Origin of the sequence: Micromonospora sp. AKA38 (assembly GCF_027925725.1) — a bacterium.
GTDB lineage: Bacteria > Actinomycetota > Actinomycetes > Mycobacteriales > Micromonosporaceae > Micromonospora.
In genome coordinates this window covers 165,434-191,468 of the sequence record NZ_BNEI01000002.1, presented here as the reverse complement: position 1 = coordinate 191,468, position 26,035 = coordinate 165,434, and the positions used below count along the sequence as shown (strand labels likewise).

The window sequence follows — 26,035 nt, the reverse complement described above, 5'->3', positions numbered from 1 at the left end:
TCTGCTCCTCTCAGGGGCTGGTGCAGGTGAGGGACGGGGTCGACGGCGAGCCGTTCGCGAGGAAGCCGAACGTGGTCGAGCCGGCGGCCGGCACCGAGCCGTTGTAGGACACGTTGCGGACCGTCGCCGTGGAGCCGCTGGTGCTCAGCGTCCCGCCCCAGATCTGGCTGATGCTCTGGCCGCCGGCCAGGCTCCAGCCCACCGTCCAGCCGTTGATCGCCGAGGCGCCGGCGGTGACCGTCACCTCGCCCTGGAAGCCACCGGACCAGGTGCTGGTGGTGCGGTAGCTGGCGGTGCAGGGGCCGTTGGTCGGCGGCGGCGTGGTCGGCGGGGGAGTGGTGGGCGGCGGGGTCGTCGGCGGCGGGGTGGTGGGCGGCGGGGTGCTGGTGCCGGAGCTGAACCGCCAGTGGTCGAGGTTGAACAGCGAGCCGCTGCCGCCGGTGAACCGCAGGTACAGGTCGTGGGTGCCGGTGGCGCCGCTGACCGGGCAGGTGGTGTCGGCCCAGGTCTGCCAGCCGCCGGTGCCGGACACCCGGCAGGTGCCGACCAGCGGGCCGCTGGTGCCGTCCAGGCGCAGCTCGATGCTGCCGCCGCTGCCGGCCGAGGCCACCCGGGCGGTGTACGAGGTCGCGCCGGTGCCGAACGCCACGCCCTTGACCTTGATGTAGTCCCCGTTGTCGATGTAGCCGACGTTCATGCCGCCGCCGCTGGCCACCTCGGTCTCGACGCCCTGCCCCCAGGCGATCGTCTCGGCCTCCTGCCGGACGTACGGGTTCAACGTGCCGACCTGCGGGGGCCCGGTGGTGGTCATGGACATGGTCGGGATCGAGCCGTCCGCGCCGTAGGTGAACTTCTCCACCGCCACCGACCGGGTGAAACCGCCGCCGCCCGGCAACGCGCCGTTGTGGTAGAAGAGGTAGGAGTTGCCCTTGAAGTCGACGATCCCGGGGTGGTTGGTGAAGCTGCTGCCCTGGGTGGGCATGACCGTGCCGCGGTAGGTCCACGGCCCGAGCGGGCCGGGCGCCGTCGAGTAGGCGAGGAACTCCGAGCAGCACTTGGCGGCGAACACGTTGTAGTAGAGGTTGTTGCGCTTGTAGACCCACGGCCCCTCCTCGTAGAGGGTGGGCCGGTTCGCGTCCCCGGTCCGCGTGCCGAAACCCGCGGTGGTCAGCGGGATCTGCGTCGGGCTGCCGGAGTACGAGGTCATGTCCGCGTTCAGCTTCACGTACCACAGCCGCGGGTTGCCCCAGTAGAGGTACGCCTGGCCGTCGTCGTCGATGAAGACGGTGGGGTCGATCTCGCCGTTGCTCACCAGGGGGCGGCCGATGGCGTCCCGGAACGGGCCGGTCGGGCTGTCGGCGACCGCCACCCCGATGCCCATCTGGCCGGTCGCCCGCACGACCATGGGTACGTACCAGTAGAACTTGCCGTTGCGGTAGATCGCCTGGCCGGCCCACGCGTCCTGCTTGGCCCAGCTGAAGGTGGCGAGGCTGAGCGGGGAACCGTGGTCGGTCCAGTTGACCATGTCGTCGGACGAGTAGACCCGCCACTCCTTCATGGTGAACCAGGTCGAGTTGTCCTCGTCGTGACCGGTGTAGAGGTAGACCCGGCCGTTGTAGACAAGTGGTGCCGGGTCGGCCGTGTAGATCGTCTGCACGATCGGGTTGTCCGCCCGGGCGATCGCCGGGAACAGCCCGATCATCGCGAGCAGGCTGGCGAGCAGCGCGAGCCTGCGCCGACCACGGCGATCAGGTCTCGTTGATAGCGCTAACATCATTGTCCTTCCGGTGGGGGGTGCGGGTGGTCTCAGCGGTAGCCGGCGGCCACGACGTTGGCCTGGACCGCGTTCTCGGTCGCGTCGGACGGATAGCCGGCGACCATGGCGCCCTCGTAGAACGTGCCGGCGCTCAGGTTGGCGCCACCGCCGGGCTTGCAGCAGTCGCCGCCGCTGCCCAGGATGATCGCGCCCTGCTTCTTCATCGGGCTGTAGCCGGGGGGAAGCGACCCGTCGTAGAGCGTGTACAGGTTGCCGGACTGGGCGTTGCTGCCCTTGATGGCGAACCGTGAGGTGCCGTTGTTCTTCAGCGTGGCGGTGACGAACTTGCTGGTGAAGGCGCGCTGGTTGGGGTTCCAGGTCTGGCTGCCGCCGGGGTAGAGACCCCACTCCAGGTCGGCCTGGACCCAGGGGCCGCTGCCGGAGCAGCCGCCGAACCAGCAACTGGTGCTGAAGTTGATCGCATCCATCGCGCCGGCGGCGTCCGCGCTGCGGGTGGTCTCGCTGTTGCCGTAGTCGAAGCAGCAGCCGCTGTTGACGTGCGTGCCGCTGGTGACCATGTACATGCCCTCCGGCGCGCTGCCGGTCGGGACGCCGGTCAGGTGACCGTCGCGCCAGTAGCTGTTGCCGGGGTTGATGTAGAGCGAGTACGCCTTCGCGCCGCCGACGGTCAGCGCCTCGCTGGTCGCGGTGGCGGGCCGGCTGGAGGAGGATCCGGGGACCTGCGCAGAGCCCTGGTACCACAGGTCGTTGCCGCGTCCCGACTGGTCGTAGACGACCGTGATCACGCAGGTCGTACCGCCGCAGAACGCGTCCTGGCCGGCGGCGTCGGCGTAGCCGCCGGCGCCCAGCGCGCCGATGTTGCGGGTGGCGCTGTCCGACGAGCGACGGACCTGGTAGAGGTTGCCGCCGTACGCCGAGAACAGCGCGCGCGTGGTGCTGTGCGCCGCCACGCAGGGGGTGCCGCCCGCGGCGTAGATGTCACACGGCCGGCCACCGGTCGGCGGCGGCGAGGTGGGCGGCGGGGACGACGGCGTGGTGGACGTGGTCCACCGCTGGTTGGCCTGGCCGTTGCAGGTCCAGAGGATCAGCTTGGTGCCGTTGGCGGTGCCGGCGGCGTTGGCGTCCAGGCAGAGCCCGGACTGCTGACCGGTGATGGTGCCGTCGCTGTTGACGGTCCACTGCTGGTTGGCCTGGCCGTTGCAGTCCCAGATGATCACGGCGGTGCCCGGGCTGGTGCCCCGGCCGTTGGCGTCCAGGCACTTGGTCCCGTAGACCGTGAACTGCCGCGCCGACGTGTAGGTCCAGTTCTGCGCCGCCGCGCCGGTGCAGTCGTACAACTGGACCTGGGTGCCGTTGGTGGTGCTGCCGTTCGGTACGTCCACGCAGCGCCCGGACTGCACGCCCACGACGGCGCCCGGCCCGGGGGCGGCGACCGCCGTCCGGGCCTGGGTGGTCAGGACGGCGCCGACGGCGGCCAGGGCGAGGGCGAGAGTGGCGACCAGCAGTCGTGGTCGTCCGGATCGGAGGGATCGGGGACGGGGGATGGCCATGACGGCTCCTCGGGTGCGCAGGCTCCGGGGCCGTCCGTACCGGCACGGAGCCTCACGGGTGGTGACCGTCGGTGAAGCGCTAACACCCGCTGCGCGCACTCGGCCGCCCGTGCGGCGCGCGAGGTGTCCGGCCCGGCACGAGGCGGCGCTTCCGGAGGTGCCTCGGTGGTGGCCTACCGGTCGCTGATGTTATCGCGAACATCGACGTCAGTAATTAGAACACATCGATGTCGCGACGGCGCGGCGAAGCGGGCCGGGGCGTTCGGGCCGGCGCTTCGGGCCGGCGCTTCGGGCACGACTCGGGCAGGCCACGGCCCGAGCCGTCGCCCGGATCGGTCGAGCGACCCGCCCGGCAGGCCCGGCGGACCGGCTCTCCGCCCTGGTCCGCGTCGGGCTCGCCACGCTCGTCACCCGGCGTACGCGGCGACTCCGCCTGGTGGCGTGACGGCGCTCAGCGCGTCCGCTTCGTCGCCCGCTTGCGCGGCGGGGTCAGCAGGTCGGCGATGGCGGCGATCGCGGACGGCACCACCCGGTAGTACGCCCAGACCCCGCGCTTCTCGCGTTCGAGCAGCCCGGCCTCGGTGAGGATGCGCAGGTGATGGCTCACCGTCGGCTGGGACAGCCCGAGCGGGGCGGTCAGGTCACTCACCGACGCCTCACCCTCCGGGGCGGACTGGATCAGACTGATCAGCCGCAGCCGAGCCGGGTCGGCGAACGCCTTCAGGACGCCCGCGAGGCGCTCGGCGTCGGCACGCTTGATCGGCTCACCGGTCAGCGGCGAGATGGACGGCATCGCTGTTTTCGCAGTTCCCACGCCCTCCATAGTCGCACCGACACCATCAATGGGACGGCAAAACCGCCGACCATCACCGGCGGTGAATCTCCGTGGGTCGGGCGGAGCGCCGGACGGGACCACATCCGAAGATCGGATGATCTAGTCTCGGCGTTCCACACCGGTCGATGAACACACACCGACATCTCCGGTGCTCCTGGCCGGTCGGCATCCCGCCCCTCGCGGCGGCTCGTCCCGCCTTGCCACGGACCCGACAATGGAACGACTGACGCTCACCAAGGCGTAGCGGGGGAGGGCACAGGTGAATCAGGCAGGCGAGCCGGCCCCGGCCGGGCCGGCGCCGGGCGCGTCGTCGCGGGCCGGCCGGATCCGCCAGCTCCGGCTGGTGGGGCTGGTGGTCGTGCTGGCCCTCCTCGCGGCGGCGTTGATCCCCATCGTGCTCCAGTTGGGCCCACCGACCCGCGACGACCTGATGGAGCGGGCCGGCCTCAAGGGCAAGGCGCAACTGCTCGTCGGCGTGAAGGACGACCAACCCGGCGTCTCCCAGCGACTGCCGAACGACGTCTGGAAGGGCTTCGACGTCGACATCGCCTACCTGATCGCCGGCTATCTCGGGTTCGACCGGTCCCAGGTGCGGTTCCTGCCGATGGAGAGCGAGGACCGGGCCCGCCGCCAGGCCCGGGACCGCGACGGCTTCGTCACGGTCGACATGGTGATCGCCTCCTACAGCATCACCAAGAAGCGGGAAGAGGAGGAGGGGGCGGTCTTCTCCGCGGCCTACCTGCAGACCGAGCAGTCGGTCGTGACGCTGGCCGGCGACAGGGGCCCGGTGAGCAGCCTGGAGGACCTGGCCGGCCGGACCGTCTGCACGCTGACCACCTCGACCGCCATTCCGCGCCTGCGGGAGGCTCGGGCCCGGCCGATCGGCCGGAACAAGATCAGTGAGTGCGTCCAGGAGCTGTACGACGGCAAGGTGGACGCGGTCAGCAGCGACGCGGCGATCCTCGCCGGCTTCGTCACCGGCGACCGGGCGGGCGACGAGGGCCAGCGCTTCCCGAGCCTGCTCCGGAACGCCAAGCCGCTGCGGCACTGGGACATCGGCGAGTCGGCCGCGGAGAAGTGGGGCGTCAACACCGGCCCGAACGAGGCGCTCCGCGACCTGGTGGACCTCGCGCTCGACGACTCGGCCACGAACCCGCGGAACTCGGCCTGGGAGCAGGCGTACGACGCCAACTTCCGCTGGCAGCAGCGTTTCAACCTCCCGCAGCCGGTCGCGGTACAGCAGCAGCCCGACCCCAGGAAGGTGGAGGTACGGCAGTGGCCGTGGGAGAGGATCGCACTGCCGGCCCCGGCATCCTCCGGATCACCGGCGGCCCGGGCAAGAGCGGCCGGCCCCGCCGGATGGCCGGAGCCCGGCAGGCGCAGCAGTGGCTGCTGACGCTCCTCCCCGCGTTCCCCGTCCTGCTCCTGGTGCTGCGGCTGTGGCAACTCAGCCGCCAGGACATGTCGACGATGCTGCTGCTGGTGCAGTACGTCAGCCCGCTGGGCCTGCTCAGCGCGCTGCTGATCGCGTTGGTCTGGGCCTTCCCACTGGTCGTGCTGATGTTCGGGGTGCTCGGACGGCTGCTGCGGCTCAGCGCCCCGGAGCGTTTCGACCCGGACCGGTCGCTGCTCGCCTCCTGGACGGCGCGTACCCCCGGCTGGGTGGCCACCGCGGCGGTCGCGCTCGGCGCGCTCACCTGGCAGCTCCGCTTCCTGCCGACCCTGCTGATGCTGGCGCTCTGCCTGCTCGCGCTGCGTACCCGCTACCTGTATCCCGACCGGCCGAACCGGATCCTCCTGGTCAGCGTGGCGATCCCGCTGGCCGTGGCGGTGCTGGAGTACGCCGCGCTGGCCCCGGCCGCGTGGACGGCGCTGCACGTCGGTGAGCCGACCACCGCCGTGCTGCTGGTGGTGCCGCCCGCCGCCACCGTGCTGCTCACCGGCGCGATCCCCGGGTGGATCGCGCCGGCGGTCACCCACGGCCTGGCGTACGCGGTGGCGGCCGTGCTGCCGCTGGTGACCGGCGCGGTCTTCCTGGCGGCGCCGGTGCTGCCCACCACCGCGGTCGAGGTCGCTCCACCGGCCTCCGAGACCGCGACGGGGGACGGCGAGGTCGCCTCGGAGGTGGTGCTCGGCGCGTTGATCACCGTCACCGACACCTCGACGATCATGCTGGACCGGGCGGCCGTCGTCCGGTTCCTGCCCAACGACCACGTGCGTTCGCAGGTTCTCTGCCCGCAGGCCCGACCGGTGCCGTACAGCGTGGTGACGGTGCACGGCTGGCCGGTGGAGGAGACCGTGCTCGACTGGATGATGCTCCGGCGGCCGGTCACCGTGCAGGACGTTCGCTGCGACGGCCGGCTCCCCGCCGGGGACCAGCGCGGCCGGGCCCCGCGTTAGCGGTCGGCCCGTCCCCGTGGCGGCGACCGGCGGTCAGGTGCGGCGCAGCACCAGGGTCGCGAAACCCAGCAGGTTGCGGTAACCGCGCAACCACCCGTCCCGGTGCGCCCGGGCGACCGTGAGCGCCTCGGCGGCGTCGGGGTGGCCGGGGTTGTCGAGCGCCCACTCGGTGAGCGAGCCGACCCACGACCATTCGTAGTTGTCCCACTCGGCGGCGTCGCTGAGGTGCGCGTACACCGGGGTCCAGCCGGCCTCCTCGGCGGCGTCCACCAGGCCGGCGAGGTCGGTGTGGTCCTCCGGTTTCGCGTCCAGCGCGGCCAGCGCCTCCGGCGTCGGCGGCGCCTGCCAGAAAACCTCACCCACCAGCAGGATCCCGTCCGGGTTCACGTGCCGGCCGGCGGCCCGCAGCGTCCCGGCGAAGCCGTCGAAGATGTGCGTCGAACCCACGCACAGCACCAGGTCGTAGTCGCCGTCCGGCACGTAGGCCCGCGCGTCGCGTTCGTGCAGCGTCAGCCGGTCGGCGAGGCCGCGCGTCTCGGCCGCCGCGGCGGCGTGTTCGAGCGCGTGGTGGCTGACGTCGACGCCGTCCGCGTGGCCGTCCGGATAGTGGGCGAGGGCCTGCATGGCCCAGGCCGCCCGCCCGCAGCCGAGGTCGAGGATGCGCGCCGCCGGCCGCCGGTCCGCCCGGCGCAGGAGCCGGTTGACGTTGACGCCGGAGACCGGCGCCGCGATCGGGTGGTGCGAGTGCGCGATGTCGCTGAGTCGTTGACGATCCACGGTTGACAGTGAACACCACCGGACCGCTGCGCCGGATCACGCTCCGAGGCCGGGCCGGACGTCAGGCGGTCGGGTCGGGGTGCGGCCGGAACCGGCGCGCGAAGCGGCGGGTCGTGACCGCGACCGTGACGACGGCGACGCCGGCGACGAGGGCGCCGGCGGCGATGTCGCCGGGGTAGTGCACGCCGGTCCAGACCCGGGCGAAGCCGACGACCACCGCCAGGATCGTGAGCACCGCTCCCCAGCGCCGTGACAGGAAGACGCCGACCGCGAGGGCCAGGGTGAACGCGGCGGTGGCGTGGTCGCTGGGCAGCGACGGACCGGTCGCGTGCGGGATCAACTGGTGCACGTGGTGGTTCTGGAACGGCCGTACCTCGGTGCTGAGCGCGGCGGTCACCCGGCCCAGCGCGAACGCGAGCGCGAGCGCGGCGAGCACGCGCGCCACGGCGCCGGCGGCCGGCCGGCCGGCGCGGACCACCGGCACCACCGCCAACGCCCCCAGGACGTAGATCAACCACACCGCCGCCCACTCGAACGCGTCGTCGACGGCGTCGACCCGCCCCGCCCCGGCGTTGATCATCTGGAACAGGTGGTAGTTCACGACGCCACCGCCCCTCCTCGGCTGCCCGACCCGTGTCCGGGTGGCTTCCACGCTCGCACGCGGGCGTCGCCGGAGGCCGGAAAAGTGCCGAATTCCGCACGCCGTCGTGGCGGTGCCCGACGCCAAGCCGCCACCAAGTGAGCGCCAGGTGCGGCGATCGAGGCTCGGCGCACGACATCCACCGAGCGGGCCGCTGACCGCAGCGGCCGGAGGAGACCATGGACACGACCGATTCCGAGACCGGACCGAACCTCGTCGGCTTCCGGATCAACCACCGCACGATGCGCGCCGACACCCGGCGACTCGCCGACCTGTCGGACCGGGTGGCCGCCGGCCTGATCACCTACGACCGTCGTCGGGCGCGGGCGCTGCGGACGTACGTGTGGCTGCTCTGCGCCGGCATCCACCACCACCATCGGATGGAGGACGAGGTCCTCTGGCCGGTGCTGGAACGCTCGGCCGCCGCCGAGATCGACCTGCGCGAGCTGAGCGACGACCACGCCTCGCTGGACCCGGTGCTGGACGAGGTACGCGCGGCCGTGGACGACCTGTGCTCCGTGTTCGCCCCCGGTGGGCCGGCGGAGCACCGGGTACGCACCGCCGCGCGGCGGCTCGCCACCGCCCTCGCCCAACTGCGCGACGCCCTCGACGAGCACATCGAGGAGGAGGAACGGCTGATCTTCCCGGTGATCCGCCGGTACGTCAGCGTGGCCGACTGGGACACCGTGGAACGGGCCGTCCGCAAGGGCGGCGCGCTGCGTTTCGAGCTGCCCCGCATCGAGCGGTACGCCGAGCCGGCCGAGCTGGACGAGCTGAAGCGGATCGCCGGACCGGTGCTGCGGCTGACGCTCGCGGCGGTGCGACCGGGCTTCCGGCGACGGGAGGCGCGGGTCTTCGGCGGGTGAGCGACCGGCTCACGCCGCCACCGGCACGTACGCCGACTCGTCGCTCCACGGCACGGCGCCGACCGCGCGGGCCAGCCGGAGCCCGGCGTCCCGGTGCGCGGCGGCCGCCACCGGGTCGCCGAGCGCGGCGGCCAGCTCGGCGAGCGTCTGGTCCACCGGCCCGAGCGAGATCGACCCGCACTCCAACCCGGCGAAGCGGCCGGCCCACGGCGACAGCTCCCGGTAGCAGCGCCGGGCGGCCGGCACGTCGCCGAGCCGGGCGGCGACCTGACCGCGCACCGTCATCCAGTACAGCCAGAGGTAGTCCGGACGGATCGGGGCCCGGGGCCGCCAGACGGCCCGCGCCCCGGCGTGGTCCCCGGCGGAGAGCAGCGCGTGGGCCAGCACGTCGTGGGCGTCGTCCGGCACCCGCGCGTGCACCTGCCGCAGCTCGTCGACCACCTCGTGCCCGCGCCCGGCGACGGTCAGCGCGGTGAACCGGCCCATCAGCCCCATCGCCGCCGCGTTCGGGCCGCCGACCCGGCTCATCCGGTCGCTGATCTCCGCGTAGCGGCGCGACGCCTCGTCGAGGTCGCCCCGGAACAGCGCGCAGAGGCCGGTGAACCAGCCCATGACGGCCAGGATCAGGCCGAGCTGGCCGGTGGTGGCCTGCTCGACCGCCCGGTCGACGTGGTGCCGGGCCCGGTCGAAGTCGGCCTCGGCGAGCGCGGCCTGATAGAGGATGTGGTGAGCCTCGCAGCGGTACGCGGTGAGGCCGGCGGCCTCGGCCGTCGCCAACAGCTCCCGGCCCACCTCGGGCAGCTCGGCGCGGTGCGCGGGAGCGACGGTGACGAAGTAGCGGGCGTTGAGCGCGCGGCAGAGCACGGCCGGGTCGTCCTGCCGGCGGGCCAGCGCGAGGCCCTCCCGGGTGACCTCGTCGGCGCGCTCCTGGTCGGCGCCCTCGATCTCGAACGCCAGCACGCTCAGCAGCCGGGACCGCAGCGCCGGACGGTCGTCGCCGACCCGGGACAGTTCCTGCTCCAACAGCCGGACCAGGGCTTCGTCCACCAGGCGGTCCGGCCGGATGGTCCAGGTGACCGGGGCGTCGAAACAGGTGAGCGCCGCGTGGACGGCCCCCGGATCGCCGGTGCCGGTGGCCAGCCGTACCGCCTCGGCGCGGGCGGCGCGGGCGGTGAGCACGTCACCGGCGAGCGCGCCGGCGGTGGCCAGACTGCGGTGCAGGTCGAGGCGGGTCCGGACCGTGGTCGCCGGCGCCAGGTCGACCGCGCGCAACGCGCCGGCCCAGAGCGCGGCGGCCTCCCGCGGCGCGCCCAGGTCGCCGGCGCGGCGGGCCGCGGCGGCGAGGTGGCCGATCGCGTCGGCCGCGGTGGCCGGGGTGAGGGCCGCGAGCGCGTGCCGCCCCATCGCGGCCACGTCGTCGACGTGCCGATCCCGCAGCACGTCGAGGACGCGGCTGTGGATGCGGGTGCGCCGCAGCAGCGGGACGCTGTGGTAGAGCGCGTCCCGCATCAGGGCGTGCGCGAACCGCACCCGGCCCGGCGCGGGCTCGACGAGCAGGCCGGCGGTCACCCCGGCCTCCAGCCCGTCGAGGACCTGGTCCTCCGGGCCGCCGTCGACCGCGAGCAGGGTGTCGATGTCGGCGGTCTCGCCGAGGACCGCGGCCTGCCGCAGCACCGTCCGCGCGCCGGCCGGCAACCGCGCCAGCCGCCGCGCCAGCACGTGACCCAGGCCGGCGGGGACGCCGTCCAGCGCCGCCGCCGGCCCTTCGGCCGCGATCAGCTTCGCCAGCTCGATGGTGAACAGCGGATTGCCCGCCGCGCGGTCCCGGACGGTACGCAGCAGCTCGGTGTCGGTGCTGTCCACGCCGTAGCGGCGCAGCAGTTCGCCGACGGCGTCCGCGTCGAGGCCGCCCAGCTCGCAGTCGACGGCCGGTACGCCGGCCAGCGCGGCCCGCGCCACGGTGAGGTCGTCGGTCACCTCGTCCGGCCGGTACGTCGCCACCACCAGGACCGGCGCGCCGGCGAGTGCGGCGGCGAGGTGGCGGAGGATGCGCAGCGTCTCGCCGTCGGCGCGGTGGACGTCCTCGACCAGCAGGAGCAGCGGGCCGTGACCGGCCAACCGGGACAGGTAGGCGGCCAGCGCCTGCCGGAGGTGGAACTCGTCGTACTCCCCGCGGGCGCCGGCCGACGTGCCGGTCTCCAACAGCAGGCGCAGCCCGTGGGTCTCCGCCTCGTCGAGCGGGAGATGGCGGCGGGCGGCGGTGACCACCTCGTGCCAGGCCCAGGCCGGCGGTGCGCCCTCCACCTGCGGGCAGGTCCCGGTCACCGGACGCCAGCCGTTGACGGCGAGCGTGTCGGCGAGGTGCTGCGCCAGCGTCGACTTCCCGGCGCCCGCCTCGGCGCCCACCCAGCAGATGCCGAGGCCGGTCCGGGCGGCGCGGGCCGCCGCGGCGCGCAACCGGGCCAACTCGGCCGTCCGGCCCAGCGGTCGCTCCGGGCGCGCCCCGGCGGTCGCGGCGGGAGCGGACGTCGCGACCGCCCCGGCAACGGTCTCCGGCCCGGTGACAGCCCCCGGTTCGGTGACGGCCCCCGGCCCGGCGACGGCGGCGGGCCGGGTGGCGACGGCGGTGGGCGCCTCCAGCCGGGGACTCTGCCGCAGCAGGTCCGTCTCCAGGTCCCGCAGCTCACGGCTGGGATCGATGCCCAACTGCTCGGCCAGCACGGCGCGCACCGCGCGCAGCACCTCCAGCGCGTCCGCCTGCCGGCCGAGGCGGTACAGCGCGACCGCGAGCAGCATGGCGGCCCGTTCCCGCAGCGGGTGCTCCCGTACGTGCGGATCGAGGTCGAGCACCACCTCGCCCGGGCGGCCCAGGTCGAGCAGCAGTTTCGCCCGCTGCTCGACGGCGTTCAGCCGCAGCCGGCCCAGCCGCTCGCGTTCCCGGTCCGCCCACGGCTCGCCGGCGAACTCGGCGTACGGCGTGCCGCCGTCCCAGCAGGCGAGCGCCGTCTCCAGGTCGGCGACCGCCGCGGCGGGCCGGTCGACGGCGGCCGGGGTCGCCGCCCGCAGCCGCGACTCGAAGCGCCAGGCGTCCACGTCGGTCACCGGCAGCCGCAGGGCGTAACCGGGGGCGACGGTGACCAGGATCCGGGCCGGGGCGCGGGACGGACGGTCCGGTTCCAGCGCCCGGCGCAGGTTCGACACGTACACCTGAAGCGCCGCCTGGGCCCGTGGCGGCGGGTCCGCGGACCACAGGTCGTCCACCAGCCGGTCGACCGACACCGCGTGACCGCCGCCGGCGACGAGCCGGGCCAGCACCGCGCGCTGCCGAGGCGCGCCGAGGTCGATCGCGGCGCCGCCGTGGAGGGCCCGCACCGGACCGAGCACGCCGATCGTCGTCACGCCGTGACCCTAACCGGACCGGTCCGTCGTGGAGATCATCCATCCGACAGTCCCGGCCGGTACGCCAAGCGCGCGTTAAGCACCCGCCAACTCCGGTCCGGCTCGATGGAGGCCGCATCGCGCCCCGCGACCGCGGGGCGTCGGAGAAGGGACATCCATGAGAACCAAGAAGGGCCGCCCACACCGGTGGCTCGCCGCGGTGACCGGTGTCGGCCTGGTCGTCGGGCTGGCCGGGCCGGCGGTCGCCGCCGACCCGGTCACCTACGACGAGCAGGCCGTGCACCACGCCCTCTTCGCGGCCGTCGTCCAGGTCCGCGAGGGTGGCACCCCGGGCCTGACCGACGCCGTGCTCGCCGCCGAACTCAGCGACTGGCGCGCCACCCACCCGACCGCCGACGCCGCCGCCGTCGGCGCCCACCTGACCGCCGTCACCGCCCTCGTCGGGCAGGCCGTCACCGCGTCCGACGAGTCACCCGGCAAGCTCCACCTGCTCGGCGCGGCCGTGGAGAAACTCGCCGGCAGCGGCGAGGCGCGGCTCGGCGGCCCGGCGGTCCGGGGGCTGCTGCGCAGCACGACAGGTGAGGAACTCGGCGGGATCGTGCCGCCGATCGAGCAGATCCGCAGCGGCACGCAGGACCACATGTGGGAGATGCTGTCGCGGAGCGCGATCGGCCAGGTCTGGGCCGGGCTGCACACCCGGGCCGCCTCCGACGCCGTCCTCGCCGAGGTCTGGAACAGCGCGGTCGGCACCCGGCTCGGCGTACGCCTGGACACCCCGGCGGACGAGCTGGCGCAACTGCCCGACCTGACCGGCCACCTCGACCTTCCGGCGATCACCGCGAAGCGGTACGACAAGGACGCCTACCGGGCGGAGATTCAGACGCAGCTCGACGCCGCGCTCGCCGCGCTGCGGGCGCGGTCGGCGGCCGCGGTGACCGACGCGGTGGCCCAGTCCGACCGCTTCCCGATCGGCGGGCCGGACAAGCCGACAGCCACCGACGAGGCCGCCGCCAAGGCCAAGGCGGAGGCCGACCGCAAGCTCAACGAGAAGCTCGGTCAGGCCGTCACCGTGCTCGGCAAGCTCGCCGGGATGGTGGACAAGCAGTTCGGCCGGCAGATCGAGACCATCGCCAAGGCCGTGGTCGGCGCCATCTCGGCCATCACCACCTACACCGCGGCCATCTCGGCCGCCGGGATCACCACCGCGGCGCTGGCCATGTCCACGTTCACGCTGGTCGGTGGCCTGGTGGGGGCCGCGATGATCCTGCTTCCGCTGTTCACCTCCGGCGGCGGGGCCGACGACGCCACCGGTGCGCAGATCGCGGCGCTGCGGGACCAGATCAACCGGCTCGCGGCGGGCATGGACAAGCGGTTCGACCGGATCGAGAAGATGCTCGGCGTGATGTACGACGCGCTGAGCGCCCAGCTCACCGCGCTCGCCCGGGACCTCGCCGAGGTACGCGCCCAGTTGACCGTCATCGCCGGGCAGCTCATCGTGCTCGACCAGCGGGTCGACGGGCTCGCGCTGGCCAGCCAGGCGGCGTTCGAGCAGATCGTCCAGCAGCCGCTGCGGACCAGCGTCGACCGGTACGTGCACCGTGAGGCGCGGACCGGCTCGGCGATCGACTCCTTCGCGACGTACTTCGACCAGGGCGACTCGCCGACCCGGACGTTCGCGGTCGACTCGGCGCGGCAGGCGCCCCACGTCGTGCCGGTCGGCACCTCGCTGGCCGACCCGGTGTCGACGGTCGGTCTCCACCTGCCGGCCGGCGCGATCGACTACCTGGCCCAGTGGGCGGGCGCCCGGGGCATCGCGCTGACCCCCGCCCCCGGCGACGCGCCGGCCGGTGGCGTGGCGAACCCGTCGGCGTGGCTGCTGGGCGCCCGCGCGAACCTGATCCTGCAACTGCAGAACCCGCAGTACGCCGCCCAGGTCGGCGCGGCCGAGACGCAGAGCACGATCGCCGCCGGTGACGCGGTGAACCGTCGGGTGCGGCAGTTCAGCGCCCCGGCCGCGGACGGCGGCACCAACGCGCTGTTCCAGCGCCTCATGGCCGACTACCGGTCGGCCACGGGCCAGTGGAAGGCGGCCCTCGACGAGGTCGGCCGGGCGGTGCGCTGGGTGGAGACCGACCGCGACTACGACATGTGGGGCAGCGTCGACCAGGACGTCCCGGCGGCGGGCCGGATCGCGGACGTGGCCAGGATGCCGTTCTGCGGACAGGCCGGGGGCGTCACCACGCCGAGCCGGGTCAACCGGTCGGCGCTGCCGAACGTCTACCACCTCGCCACCTACGCGATGGCGCCCGCGCACCGGCCGGAGCTGCGCTCCTGCCTGGACGCCGACTTCGTCAACGTGGAGGTGATCGACGGGCCGCGCACCCAGCGGACCAACGCCGACCTGCAACTGGTGGTGCGGCAGCAGGCCAAGTGGCTGGGCGGCGACTGGCAGGACGTGCGGACCGTGACGTGGAAGACGCACCTGATCGACGTCTGCCTGTGGGACCAGCGGGCCAACCCGCCGACCGGCTACTGCCGGGAGCCCGACTACTACGTCAACCAGAAGTGGGACTCGACGTACCGGCCGGCGTTGGACAACAGCGGGACGGTGGTGGAGAACCCGGCCGCGGTGGCGTTGGCGCGTACCAAGACGCGGGCCATGCTCACCGGTAAGCAGCGCTACTTCTACCGGGTGGCGGCGCTCGGCACCGGTGTCGACCGGCCGGCGGCCGGCACCTGGTCGGTCTCCCAGCAACTGTGGGACGCCGGGAAGAAGGTCTCCGACACGGTCCGAATGCTCCAGATCTTCTCCGAGCTGGGCTGGTCCTCGGCGTTGGACCGGGACGACGTGCTGCACGGTCAACTCTTCGGCGACCGGTCGCTGCCGGCGGACTACCGCCTGCCACGCAGCCAGGACAGCTACAACACCGGATCGCTGCACCTGTTCAACGCCTACCAGCGGGCGTTGGCGAACTACGCCACCTGCGCCCAGACCCTCGACTGGGACCCCTGTCAGGGCGACGTCTCCGGGCTCGACCCGATGCGGGGACAGGAACGGTTCACCGCCGGGTGCGCCACCGCTCCGGCGACCGAGGCGCCCGACGACCCGCTCGGCTCCTGCGTGCTGCGGGCCGGGACGGTGGGCGTCGACAGCCTGGCCGAGCGGTACGCCTACTGGTCCGGCCGGATCAAGGCCGGTAGCCACCAGGAGGGCCTGGCGACGGTGCGGACCGTGCTGGGCCTGCTGCGGGCGACGAACGTCAGCGTGCACGCGAGCTGACCCGGATCCGGCCCGAGGGCGTACCGCCGTGGTGCGCCCTCGGACCGGCGGGTATCGACGATTATGGTGGTTCGTCCACACGGGACATCACGCCGCCCCCGGCGAACATAGCCTGGCCGCGCCGGACCTTCTTGCCGGCGTTGCCAGTGGACGAACGGGGGAACAGGCCGTGAGAGGACGCCGAAGGCGCCCGGGCGGGACGACACTACGTGCGGTCGTCGCCATGACCACCACCATGATCGTGACAGCGACGACGTTCGCGTCACCGGCCAGCGCGGCGGACCCGCTGACGCCGGCGGACCGGGCCCGCTGCGTGGACCTGATGCGCACCGGCGGCCCCGCCGTCTCGCGGGCGGCCGAGGTCGCGTTGACCGGCTCGGACGCGGACCTCCGCGAGTTCCTCGACAGCGGCTATTCCGAAGCGGTGGCGCACGACAGCCGGGCCGTGGTGGAGCAGTACCAGGAGATCGGCGGGTCCAACACGAGGCAGGCGGCCGAGGCGGCGTTGGCCGGTACCCCGGCCGACGTGCAGCGGTTCCTGGAGAGCGGCTACGAGGCGCCGCTCGCCCTCGACCTGCGGGTGCGCGCCGCCCAGGTGATGACCGTGGGCGGCCCGCAGGTGAAGGCCGCGACCCAGCGTGCGCTGACCGGCACCCCGGAGGACCTGGAGCGGTTCTTCTTCCTGGAGTTGGGCAACGCGCGGATGCTCGACGACCGGGTGCGGATCGGCCAGATCATGACCGCCGGTGGTCCCGCCGTCCGCGAGGCCGCTCAGCAGGCGCTCGCGGGCACCGACCGGGACCTGCGCGACTTCCTGGTCCGGGGGCAGCACGTGGCACGGGCCCGGGACCAGGAGGTGAGCACACTCACCCAGTTGGTCAGCCAGGCCAAGGAGGCCGGCGAGATGGCGGCCGAGGAGACCGAGGCCGCCAAGAACGCGTCCGCGCAGGCGGTGGAGGCGGCCCGGCTGGCCAAGGCCGCCGCCGAGCGCGCCAAGGCGGAGACCGAGGCGGCCCGCGAGTCGGCCAAGCGCGCGTCCAGCGCCGCCGCCCGGGCGGCGGACGCGGCGGCCCGGGCGGCCGACGCGGCCCGCACCGCGGTCGGCGCCGCGCGGGCGGCCAACAACGCCGCCCGGCTGGCGTCGAACGCCGCCGCGCGCGCCGCCTCGGCGGCCACGCTCGCCGGGCAGGCGGCGTCCCGCGCGTTCGGCGCCGCCGCCAACGCGGCCACCGACGCGACAAAGGCCGCGGCGGCCCGCACGGCCGCCGCCGAGGCACGTCAGGTGGCGGTCAACGCCCGCAAGGCGGCCGACGCCTCGCTCGCCGCCGGCAACGCGGCCCAGGCCGCCAGCGGCGCGGCATCCGCCGCGGCCAGCGCCGGCAACAACGCCGCCGCCGCGGCGACGGCCGCCGCGGCCGCCGGCAACTACTCCAACGTGGCGGCGGCGGAGGCCGCGCGGGCCCGGGCCGCCGCCGCGGCGGCCCAGCGCAACGCGGCGGCGGCGACCCGCGCCGCGAACGCCGCCGAGCGGTTCGCGCTGAAGTCGGCGCAGGCCGCCCGGCAGGCGTACCAGGCGGCGTTGGACGCGGCGAAGCACGCGGAGGCAGCCGCGGTGGCCGCGGACGACGCCGCGGCGCACGCCGGCGAGGCCGCCACCGCGGCGGCCCGGGCGACGGCGGCCGCCACCGCCGCGACCACCGCCGCGAACACGGCGACCGAGGCGGCCAACCAGGCCGTGCAGGTGGAGGAGGACGCCCGCCTGGCGGACGCCGAACGCCTGGCCGACCAGACCGAGGAGGGCAAGGCGGACGCGGCTGAGGCGCGCGTCGCCGAGCAGGAGCGACTGGACCGGGCCGCGGCGGACGCCGCTGAGGAGGCGCGGTTGGACCAGCAGACCCGGCAGTGGCTGGCCGAGGCCAGTGCCCCGGGCGCCTCGTCGGAGGTCGTCCTGTCCAGCGGGCGTCGGGCCGCCGCGCGTCTGATGGCCACCGGCGGCGACTGGACCCGGGCGGCGGCGGGCGCGGCGCTCGCCGGCTCCGAGGCCGATCTCCGCAGCTTCCTCGCCACCGGGCGGGAGGCCGCCGCCGAGGAGGACGACCGGATGAAGGTCCGGCACATCGCCGCCACCGCCGACAAGCCGGCGCTCAAGACGGCGGCGGAGACGGCGCTGACCGGCTCGCACGACACCGTGGTCACCTTCCTGGAGACCCGGGAGTACCCGGGCAAGGACATCGACGACCGGATCAGGATCGGTCAGCTGATGACCGCCGGCGGCACCCAGATGAAGGCGGCGGGGCAGGCCGCGCTCGACGGCACCGCCGCCGACCGGCACGAGTTCCTGACCACCGGGCAGTACGCCGCGGCCGAGCTGGACGACCGGGTCCGGGTCGGCCAGATCATGACCGCGGGTGGTCCGGAGGTGAAGTCGATGGCCCAGATCGCGCTCACCGGCCCCCGGTCGTACCTGAAGGACTTCCTCACCGACGGGCAGTTCCGCGCGCAGCGTCGGGACGCCGAGGCGGCCACCCACATCGCCCGGGTCCGTGGGCTGGTCTCCGAGGCGCTGCGGTACGCCGCCGACGCCCGCCGGGACGCCGCGGAGGCGCAGCGGGTGGCGGCGGTCGCCCGCAAGGCGGCCCAGGACGCGGCGCGCTACGCCGAGCAGGCCGCCACCGCGGCCAGCCAGGCCGCCGGTTACGCCGACCAGGCCCGCACCTCGGCGCAGCAGGCGGCGGCGTCCGCGGTGCAGGCCGCGGCGTCCGCGCAGGTGGCCCGCGACGCGGCGGCCGCCGCCCAGCGGGACGCCCAGGCGGCGGCGCGGTCCGCCGCGACGGCCGACGCCGCCGCGGCCCGGGCCGCCTCCTACGCCGACGCCGCCCAGCGGGCTGCCGCGCAGGCCCGCGCCTCGGCGCTGGCCGCCGGCAAGAGCGCGCAGGAGGCGGCGGCGGACGCCCTGGTGGCGCTCGACGCCGCGGTGCGGTTGCAGCGGGAGGAGCAGGCCCGTGGCGGCCCCGAGCAGAGCCCCTGGGAGGTGCCGGTGCCGGGCCAGGACCCGCCACGGGACCCGCCGTTCCGGCTGGGCAACCAACTGCTCGGCAACAATCTGCTGGCCCAGGCGGCCGTCAGGTTGTGGGGCGGCCAGTGCTTCGCCGGCCAGAAGCAGATGATCTGCTACGGCGTGCAGACCCCGAACGGGCGGCCGATCACGGTCGGCGACTACCTGCTCTACCCGGGCTCGTCGAGTGAGCTGCTCCAGACCGTCAACGCCGAGGCCGCCGAGCGGGAGGCGTTGCGCCGGGCCGGGGTGGACGCCGGGACGTACGGCCCGGACCTGCTCGAACACGAGGCACGACATTCCGACCAGTGGCAGCACTTCAGCCCGCCGAACTTCCTGGCGCTCTACTTCTCCGGCACCGCCCTGTCGTACCTGCTCACCGGCACCGACGGCGACGCCAACCCGTGGGAGATCGGGGCCAATCCCTGGAAGGGCGGATACTGGGAGCATGGCAAGGAACCGGCGCAGCCCAGCTGGCTCGAACCGGTGGCCAAGTGCATGTTGGGTCTCTGCTGGTGAGCCGATGCTGAGGCCGTCCCGGCTGATCCGGGTGGCGGGCGTCCTCGCGACGCTCGCCACCGTGGCCACCGTCTCCGCGTGTTCACCGGCCGCGAAGCGGGTGACCGCGGTGCGCCAGGTGGACGGGCAACCCACGATGCTGATCGTCGGCTGCGACACGTTCGACGCGGACCGGGTGAGCGTCTCCACCGAGGGCGTCTCCCCGCCGGCCCAGTGGGACGCCGACCGCGGCACCGGCGGGGCCGTCGACGAGGTCCGGTTGTTGCAGTCGCCGTCGGGGTGGACGGTCGACGGGCGGACGCTGACCGCGTTCCAGCCCGGTACGGAGTACACCGCCTCCGCCTTCGACAGCGGGCAGGGCACCGTGCCGGTCCGCTTCACGCTGGCGGAGCTGGCCGCGCTGCCGCCGGATCAGGTGCTCGTCGGCGAGCCCGGCGGCAAGCGGAAGGCGGTCACCGAGGACGCGTTCCGCCGCGCGGCGAAGAAGTCCTGCTGACGGCGGAGGAGTGCCGGTCGGGGCCCGGACGGCTTCGTCCGGCACTCGTTCGCGGTCAGACGGTGATGACGACCTTCGCGCGGGCGTGTCCGCCTTCCAGATGGCGGATGGCGGCGGGCACCTCCGCGAGCGGATAGGTGCGGTCGACGACCGGCGTGAGGTGGCCGGCTTCGGCGTGGGCGCGTAGCGCGTCGAGGTGTTGCCGGCCGGGTGTCGTGGCGAGGACGACGAGGCGGTGCCGGATGAGCGGCGCCACCAGCCGGCCACGCGTGAGCAGCCAGACCGGTCCGACGAGGTGGCCGCCGCGGTAGACGCCGCCGCCGGAGAGCACCAGCGTCCCGGTCGGGGTCAGCGCACGCCGCAGCGCGGTGAGCGAGCGGTTGCCGACCAGGTCGAACACGACGTCGTGGCGGCGCGGGTCGCGGGTGAAGTCGTCGCGGGTGTAGTCGATCACGTGATCGGCGCCGAGCGCGCGGACCAGGTCGACGTTTCGGGTGCTGCAGACCGCGGTCACGGTCGCGCCGAACGCCTTGGCCAGTTGGACGGCCAGGGTGCCGACTCCGCCGGAGGCGCCGTTGACCAGGACACGCTGCCCGGGTTGGACCCGCCCGGCGTCGCGCAGCCCCAGCAGCGCGGTGGTGCCGGCCAGGGGCAGCGCCGCCGCCTGCTGCGGTGTCAGGTTCGCCGGCGCCGGTGCGACCAGGACCTCGGGTACGCACACGTACTCCGCGAACGCGCCGTTGGCGTCGCCGAGGTCGCCGTAGACCGGGTCACCCACGCGCACCTGCCGCACGTCGGCGCCGACGGCCTCGACCCGGCCGGCGAAGTCCCGTCCCCGGATGCGGGCCCGGGGCCGCGTGCGCCCCATCGCCAGTCGCGCCAGCCACGGGTCGCCGCGCGTGGCGTGCCAGTCGTACGCGTTGAGCGCGGCGGCCTCGACCCGCACCCGCACCTGGTCGGCGGTGGGTTGCGGCACCGGAACGTCCGCCAGCGTGAGCGTCTCCGGCGGGCCGTACCGGTCCTGGACGATCGCCTTCATCGTGCCTCCTTGGTGTACGCCGTACACCTATGGTCGGTGTACGGCGTACACCTGTCAAGACGGTTAGGGTTCAACCACCGCCGCCGGGAGCGAGGACGAGATGGCTGAGCAGGCCGACGTGGCGCGCCGGGCGCCACTGAGCAGGGCACGGATCCTGCGGACCGCCGTCGCGCTCGCCGACGAGGCCGGCATCGCCGCCCTCAGCATGCGTAACCTCGCCCAGGAGTTGGGCGTCGTGCCGATGGCCCTCTACAAGCACGTGGCCAACAAGGACGAACTGCTCGACGGCATGATCGACGCGGTCGTCGCCGAGATCGACCCGCCGGCCGCCGACGGCGACTGGAAACACACGATCCGCCGACGCGTGCTCTCCGCGCGACAGATGCTCCGCCGCCACCCCTGGGCGTCGCTGGCGATCGAGACGCGCGACACCGCGACGCCCGGCGTGCTGGCCTACCTCGACTCCATGGTCGGGGCGTTCCGGGCCGGCGGGTTCTCCGTCGACCTGGCGCACCACGTGATGCACGCGATGGGCAGCCGGATCCTCGGCTTCAGCCAGGAACTGTTCGACGCGTCCCGGCGTGCCGGCCGGTCCGGCACGTCCGAGCCCGAGCCGCCGGCCGCGTTCCCGCCGGAGGCCGCCGCGCGGTTCCCGCACCTCGCCGAGGTGGCCGGGGCGGCGTCCCACGAGGACGGATCGGTGGTCGGTTCGGGCTGCGACGACCAGTTCGAGTTCGAGTTCGCGCTGGACCTGCTGCTGGACGGCGTCGAACGGCTGCACCGGCAGGGCTGGACGTCCGCGGATTCAGGAGTGTCGTCCACGGCGGCTCGGGTTCTGCCCCGCTGAAGAGCAGGTCAGGGCGCACGGGGGCGGCGGATGCGGGGTGTCGGGCGAGGAGGGGGACGTTCATCCTCCACCACGACACCTACTGGGTGTGAGCTGCCTCCCGCATGTCGACCCCGTACGCCTCCTCCCGCACGTCGGCGTCGGGGTGCCGGCGCAGCCCGGTCAGCAGGCCCCGCCACGGCTCCGGCCAGCCGGAGACCGCCCCGTGCCGGACCAGCGCCACCGCGAACAGCCCGCCGGCCAGGTCGCCCCGGCCGGCCAGCCGCGCCACCACGTCGTCGAGCCCGGTCAGGTCCGGCCAGTCCGGGAGGGCGCGCAGCCGCGCGCCGACCCGTCCGGCGGCGCGTACCGCGAGGACGGGCCGGCCCGCGCAGAGCGCCGCGACCTCGTCCAGGTTGTCCAGCCGGCCGAGGTCGACCAGCAGGCCGGCGGCCGTGCCGACGAAACCGGGCCGGCCGGCGAGCCACCGGGCGGCGTCGACGAGCGCGGTCCGGTCGGCGTCGGCCGGCCGGTGCGCGACCCGCACGGCAGCGCCCCGGGCGAGCACGTCGACGCGCCGCCGGGCGGGTCGGTCGGCGGCCGGGTCGCCGGGCCGGTCGTCGGCGGCGTCCCGGTCGACCAGCCGCGCCAGCGCGATGCCGAGCACCTCGTCGCCGCCGGCCCGCAGCAGGTCGGCCACCGCCACGTCGACAAGCGTCTCGTCCAGGTCGGTGAGCCGGTCGAGGACCAGGTCGGTGACGTCGGCCAGCCAGGGCGCCCACTCCCCGAGCCGACCGAACGCGGCACGCCGGACCTCCCGGTCGGAGGCGCGACACGCCTCGACGACGAGCGCGGCGTAGCGGAGCCGGTGGCGTTCCGGAATCCAGTACGGATACGCGCCGAGGACCGCGCGTCGTTCCTCGCGGCTGCCGTCGACCGCGGCCCGCAGGACGGTCCAGCTCGCCTCCGGGGTCAGCCGCTGCCGGGCGGCGGAGACGATCGCCGCCCGCAGGTCCCGGTGCGTTCCCGCATCGAGGTACGCGTCGCGCAGCGTCGCCATCGCCGCGGGCGGCCCGTAGCGGGCCAGCAGCCGGGCGGCCTCCTTCCGGCTGGTGATCTTCGCGGGCCCGGTCCGCAGCAGCGCGCCGAGCAGGTCGACCAGCCTGGACGGCGGGACGTGCCGGGCGGCGCGGGCCGCCGCGTACAGCGCGACCCGGGCCCGGTCGCCGTCGGCGTACCGGAGCAGCACCGGCAGCGCCTCGTCCGGGCGGTCGGTCCGGACCAGCGCGCCCAGTGCCGCCTCGGCGACCGGCACCTCGGGCGCGTCGAGGTGGCGCCGGACCAGCGCCCGCCCGGCGTCACCGAGGCCGGCGGCGGCCCGGATGGCCGTCGCGCGCTGCCACACGACGTGGCCGGGGTCGGTGACGACCAGCTCCTGAAGCTCCACGAAGCGGGCCTGCTGTCGGGGCAGCCAGCGCGCGGCGCCCGGCGCGTGGCCGGGCACCCAGCGCGTCCCGGCCATGACGAACCGGCCGCGCGGGCGGCGGCGGCCCAACGCCCGGTCGAGCAGGTCGGTGCGGACGCGTCCGACCGCCTCCCACACCTCGTGCAGCGTCACCGCCGACGCGTCGACGTCGAGCACCTCGGCCACCCGCTCGGCGCGGGTCCCCGGGTCGGCGAGCCACAGCGCGATCGCCGTCCGCGCCACCGAGGGCGGCGTGTCCCGGGCGAGCGCCCGGCGCAGCAGCCCCTGGAGCGCGGGCAGCCGCCAGGCCCGCTTGCCCAGCGCGTACGTGAGCGCGAAGAGCGGGGCGTGGTTGCCGCGGGTCATGCCGGCCTCGACCCAGCCGCGCAGCCGCTCGAAGACCATCGACTCCTGCCCGCGCCGCAGCACCTGGTCGAAGCGGCGCAGCATCGGCACGGTCGCGCCGCTGCTCACCCGGTCGATGGTGAGCAGCGCCCAGCCGCGTAGCGGCGCCACGTCGACGTGGCGCGCCAGCACGTCGGCGGCGAGGTGGCTCAGCGCCGACGTGGTGGCGGCCGAGGCGTCCCGCGCGTCGACCGCGTCGGTGGTCACCCGCGTCAGCCCGCCGGCCGTGTCGGCGGTGAGCAGCGGCGCGACCCGGGACAGCGCGGTGAGCGCGGAGGCGCGTACCGGATCCTGCTCGTTGCGCAGCCGGGCGAGCCGGGCGACCAGCTCGGCCACCACGCGCGGGTCGCGGGAGCGGCGGGCGGCGGCCACCAGCAGCGCCCAGCCGGTGGCCCGCTCGTCCGCGTCACCGGAGCGCACCGCGCCGTCCAGCGCGGCGGACGCGTCCGGCCACGGCAGGTAGGCGCTCCACGCGCGGACGTCGGCCTCCCGTTCCCGGATCCGGGGCAGGCCGAGCACCCGGGTCGCCTCCCGGACCCGGACCGTCGCCGGCAGCACGTCCATGACCTCGGCGGCCGGCACCAGCAGCGTGCTGTCGGCACCGGCCAGCGCCCGGTCGTACAGCTCGCCGCGCCGGCCCGGCGCGACGGCGTCGAGCAGCGCCGCGAGACCGCGGCCGTGGTCCCGGAGCCGGGCGGCGAGCGGTGCCAGCTCGTCGGTGGGCAACGTCGCGAGGCGGCGTCGCAGCGCCGGCGTCGACGCGGTCCGGGCCACCCAGGCCGCGCGCCCCGGCGCGGTGAGCAGGCGTACGACGCGGGCCGCGTCGTAGGCGGCGAGCCGCCCGTACGCGACCGGCGGGCCGGGCAGCGACTGCTCGGGCGCGTACCGTTCGAGCAGGTCGAGCGCTTCCGCCGGGTCGCATCGCAGCACCGCGCCGGCGACCTCGCCCCAGATCCGGGCGCGTTGCTCGGGCGGGGCCGCGGCCAGCCGCTCGCGGGTCCGGGCCAGCAGCGTGCCGGCGTGCCGGCGGACCAGCCGCTCCGGGTCGAGCGCGTGTTCCAGGTCGGGCAGCAACTCCCGTACCGTGTCGGTGCCGCAGGCCGGCAGCAACGCGGCGGCCTCCTCGTCGCCGAACCGGTCGCGTACCTCGGTGATCAGCGCGTCGGCGACGGCCGGCACGGGCCGGCGGCGCAGCGTGCGGTAGACCCGCCGCCGGTCGCCGGCGGGTCGGTCGGCGAGGTCGCCGGGCGGCGTGCCGGCGCGCAGCGCCATGGCGAGTGCGGTGGCCCGGATCGACGGCAGCGGGTCGTGGGTCGCGGCGGCGACGGCGGCGTCGTCCCGGACCACCATGGCGGCGATCAACGCGAGCCGCCGGGAGTAGGCGTCCCGGCCGCGGAGGTCGGCGCAGACCCGGGCGCGGTCGGGCGCGGTGCGTGCCCAGTCGGCGAGGTGGCGCATCCGGGCCCGGTGGGGGAGTGGGTCGAGCGACGTCAGCAGCGCGCGGGTGGCGGTGAGCACGACGCACATTGTGCCGGTGGGTGGCGCGCCCCGGGTGCCGGCCCGACGCCGGGCGGACCGGAATCCCGCGCGTCCACCATTCCTGCAATTCCTATGTAAATTGCGGATTTTCAGCGTTCTCTCAGGTCTTTTCCGATTGACATCAATGGGACCGTCGGGGATATTCCTAGCGGCGCATCGGGGCGCGGGGCGAGCAGATGGAGTCTGCGATTCCGGCTGTGCGACGTGCGCGTAAGTGTCGGTGTGCCCTGCTCCGCGGGGCGCGGAACAGGTTTGGAAGAATGATCAATCGCGCCGTCGAATTCGCCAAGCACAATACGCCGAACTCCATGCGCGTCGCGGCCCGGCGGGCGCAGATGGAAACGCGCAACACCCGGATGCGGCTCACCGTGCCGGTGGTTTCCCGCAGCGAATTCGACAATATCTTCCACTGCACCGTCCGCAAGACGGGCAGCCAGTGGATCAAGGCGTTGTTCAGCGATCCGACCGTCTACCGTCATTCCGGGCTGCTGCCGTACGACCCGCGCTTCTACGCCGGCGGGGCTACCGCGCCCGTCCCGCGCGGCCGGGTCGGCCTCGCGATCTTCCTGTCCCACCGCCGGTTCGAGGCGGTGCCGAAGGCCGGCACGTACCGCGCCTTCTTCGTGATCCGCGACCCGCGCGACGTGGTGGTGTCGAGCTACTTCTCACTGCGGAACTCGCACGCCCCGATGGGTGACATCCCGCAGGCCCGGAAGGCCCTCCAGGAGAAGTCGAAGAAGGAGGGGATGCTCTACGTCATCGACCGCCTCCGCGACAAGAAGCAGTTCGGGCAGATGCGCTCGTGGGCGGTGGCCCCGCCCGCGGAGACGTTCCGCCTGTTCCGCTACGAGGACCTGACCGGCGACCGGCAGGCCGAAGAGGTGGACCGGCTGATGCGGCACTGCGGCATCACGCTTCCGCCGTCCGACCTGACCGCGCTCCTGGCCCGCTACAGCTTCACGAAGATGAAGAAGGACAAGGAGACGCCGGGCCGGATCTCCCACTACCGCAAGGGCGCGGCCGGCGACTGGCGCAACCATTTCGACGACGACATCTACGCCGCCTACACCGCGGCGGCCGGTGACCTGGCCGAGGTGCTGGGCTACCCCGCCCGCGACGCGGTCGCCGCCCGGCCCGACGGGTCGGACCCGGCGGCCCGGTAGGGGT

The 26,035-nt window shown here is 74.6% G+C and carries 16 protein-coding genes; 8 read left to right on the top strand and 8 right to left on the bottom strand.

Annotated elements, in window-relative coordinates:
- Positions 1 to 10 precede the first annotated feature (10 nt).
- The 3 genes from TPA0908_RS04400 to TPA0908_RS04390 form a co-directional block, all read right to left on the bottom strand.
- Entirely contained in the window at positions 11 to 1,702 is a 1,692-nt protein-coding gene (locus TPA0908_RS04400) for a family 43 glycosylhydrolase (protein WP_281934897.1), read from the bottom strand.
- Between the two features lie 104 nt (positions 1,703 to 1,806).
- On the bottom strand, positions 1,807 to 3,327 hold the full coding sequence (locus TPA0908_RS04395) for an arabinofuranosidase catalytic domain-containing protein (protein ID WP_281934895.1): 1,521 nt from the start codon (positions 3,325 to 3,327) through the stop codon (positions 1,807 to 1,809).
- A gap of 451 nt (positions 3,328 to 3,778) precedes the next feature.
- Positions 3,779 to 4,150, bottom strand: coding sequence for an ArsR/SmtB family transcription factor (locus TPA0908_RS04390; RefSeq protein ID WP_107156381.1), 372 nt, complete (start codon positions 4,148 to 4,150; stop codon positions 3,779 to 3,781).
- A gap of 271 nt (positions 4,151 to 4,421) precedes the next feature.
- On the opposite strand from TPA0908_RS04390, the gene TPA0908_RS04385 reads away from it, so the two are divergent.
- Complete coding sequence (locus TPA0908_RS04385; RefSeq protein ID WP_281934892.1) at positions 4,422 to 5,558, top strand: transporter substrate-binding domain-containing protein; 1,137 nt, start codon at positions 4,422 to 4,424, stop codon at positions 5,556 to 5,558.
- Positions 5,522 to 6,562, top strand: coding sequence for a hypothetical protein (locus TPA0908_RS04380; RefSeq protein ID WP_281934891.1), 1,041 nt, complete (start codon positions 5,522 to 5,524; stop codon positions 6,560 to 6,562). Before TPA0908_RS04385 ends, TPA0908_RS04380 begins: the two co-directional genes overlap by 37 nt.
- 33 nt (positions 6,563 to 6,595) lie before the next feature.
- Here the strand turns inward: TPA0908_RS04380 and TPA0908_RS04375 are convergent, their stop codons facing one another.
- Together TPA0908_RS04375 and TPA0908_RS04370 are read right to left on the bottom strand one after the other, a co-directional pair.
- Complete coding sequence (locus TPA0908_RS04375) at positions 6,596 to 7,339, bottom strand: SAM-dependent methyltransferase (RefSeq protein WP_281934890.1); 744 nt, start codon at positions 7,337 to 7,339, stop codon at positions 6,596 to 6,598.
- 61 nt (positions 7,340 to 7,400) lie between these two features.
- Positions 7,401 to 7,940, bottom strand: coding sequence for a phosphatase PAP2 family protein (locus tag TPA0908_RS04370; RefSeq protein WP_281934889.1), 540 nt, complete (start codon positions 7,938 to 7,940; stop codon positions 7,401 to 7,403).
- A 218-nt stretch (positions 7,941 to 8,158) separates the two neighbouring features.
- Here TPA0908_RS04370 and TPA0908_RS04365 point away from each other — a divergent pair, with 218 nt between their 5' ends.
- A complete protein-coding gene (locus TPA0908_RS04365; RefSeq protein WP_281934888.1) occupies positions 8,159 to 8,845 on the top strand; it encodes a hemerythrin domain-containing protein in 687 nt (228 codons plus the stop codon).
- A 9-nt stretch (positions 8,846 to 8,854) separates the two neighbouring features.
- Here TPA0908_RS04365 and TPA0908_RS04360 read toward each other — a convergent pair whose 3' ends face one another.
- Entirely contained in the window at positions 8,855 to 12,244 is a 3,390-nt protein-coding gene (locus tag TPA0908_RS04360) for a BTAD domain-containing putative transcriptional regulator (protein ID WP_281934887.1), read from the bottom strand.
- Between the two features lie 157 nt (positions 12,245 to 12,401).
- Between TPA0908_RS04360 and TPA0908_RS04355 the strand changes: the two genes are divergently transcribed.
- The 3 genes from TPA0908_RS04355 (at position 12,402) to TPA0908_RS04345 (ending at position 19,594) form a co-directional block, all read left to right on the top strand.
- Positions 12,402 to 15,524, top strand: a complete 3,123-nt coding sequence (locus tag TPA0908_RS04355) for a hypothetical protein (RefSeq protein ID WP_281934886.1) — start codon at positions 12,402 to 12,404, stop codon at positions 15,522 to 15,524.
- Between the two features lie 223 nt (positions 15,525 to 15,747).
- Positions 15,748 to 19,098: an ALF repeat-containing protein gene (locus tag TPA0908_RS04350; RefSeq protein ID WP_281934885.1), complete on the top strand. Its 3,351-nt coding sequence runs from the start codon at positions 15,748 to 15,750 to the stop codon at positions 19,096 to 19,098.
- A 4-nt stretch (positions 19,099 to 19,102) separates the two neighbouring features.
- Complete coding sequence (locus tag TPA0908_RS04345; protein WP_281934884.1) at positions 19,103 to 19,594, top strand: hypothetical protein; 492 nt, start codon at positions 19,103 to 19,105, stop codon at positions 19,592 to 19,594.
- Between the two features lie 55 nt (positions 19,595 to 19,649).
- On the opposite strand, the gene TPA0908_RS04340 is transcribed toward TPA0908_RS04345, so the two are convergent.
- Entirely contained in the window at positions 19,650 to 20,633 is a 984-nt protein-coding gene (locus tag TPA0908_RS04340; RefSeq protein WP_281934883.1) for an NAD(P)-dependent alcohol dehydrogenase, read from the bottom strand.
- A gap of 100 nt (positions 20,634 to 20,733) precedes the next feature.
- Here TPA0908_RS04340 and TPA0908_RS04335 point away from each other — a divergent pair, with 100 nt between their 5' ends.
- Entirely contained in the window at positions 20,734 to 21,480 is a 747-nt protein-coding gene (locus TPA0908_RS04335; RefSeq protein WP_281934881.1) for a TetR/AcrR family transcriptional regulator, read from the top strand.
- Between the two features lie 79 nt (positions 21,481 to 21,559).
- Here the strand turns inward: TPA0908_RS04335 and TPA0908_RS04330 are convergent, their stop codons facing one another.
- On the bottom strand, positions 21,560 to 24,856 hold the full coding sequence (locus TPA0908_RS04330; protein WP_281934879.1) for a hypothetical protein: 3,297 nt from the start codon (positions 24,854 to 24,856) through the stop codon (positions 21,560 to 21,562).
- A gap of 272 nt (positions 24,857 to 25,128) precedes the next feature.
- On the opposite strand from TPA0908_RS04330, the gene TPA0908_RS04325 reads away from it, so the two are divergent.
- Positions 25,129 to 26,031: a sulfotransferase domain-containing protein gene (locus TPA0908_RS04325; protein ID WP_281934878.1), complete on the top strand. Its 903-nt coding sequence runs from the start codon at positions 25,129 to 25,131 to the stop codon at positions 26,029 to 26,031.
- Positions 26,032 to 26,035 lie beyond the last annotated feature (4 nt).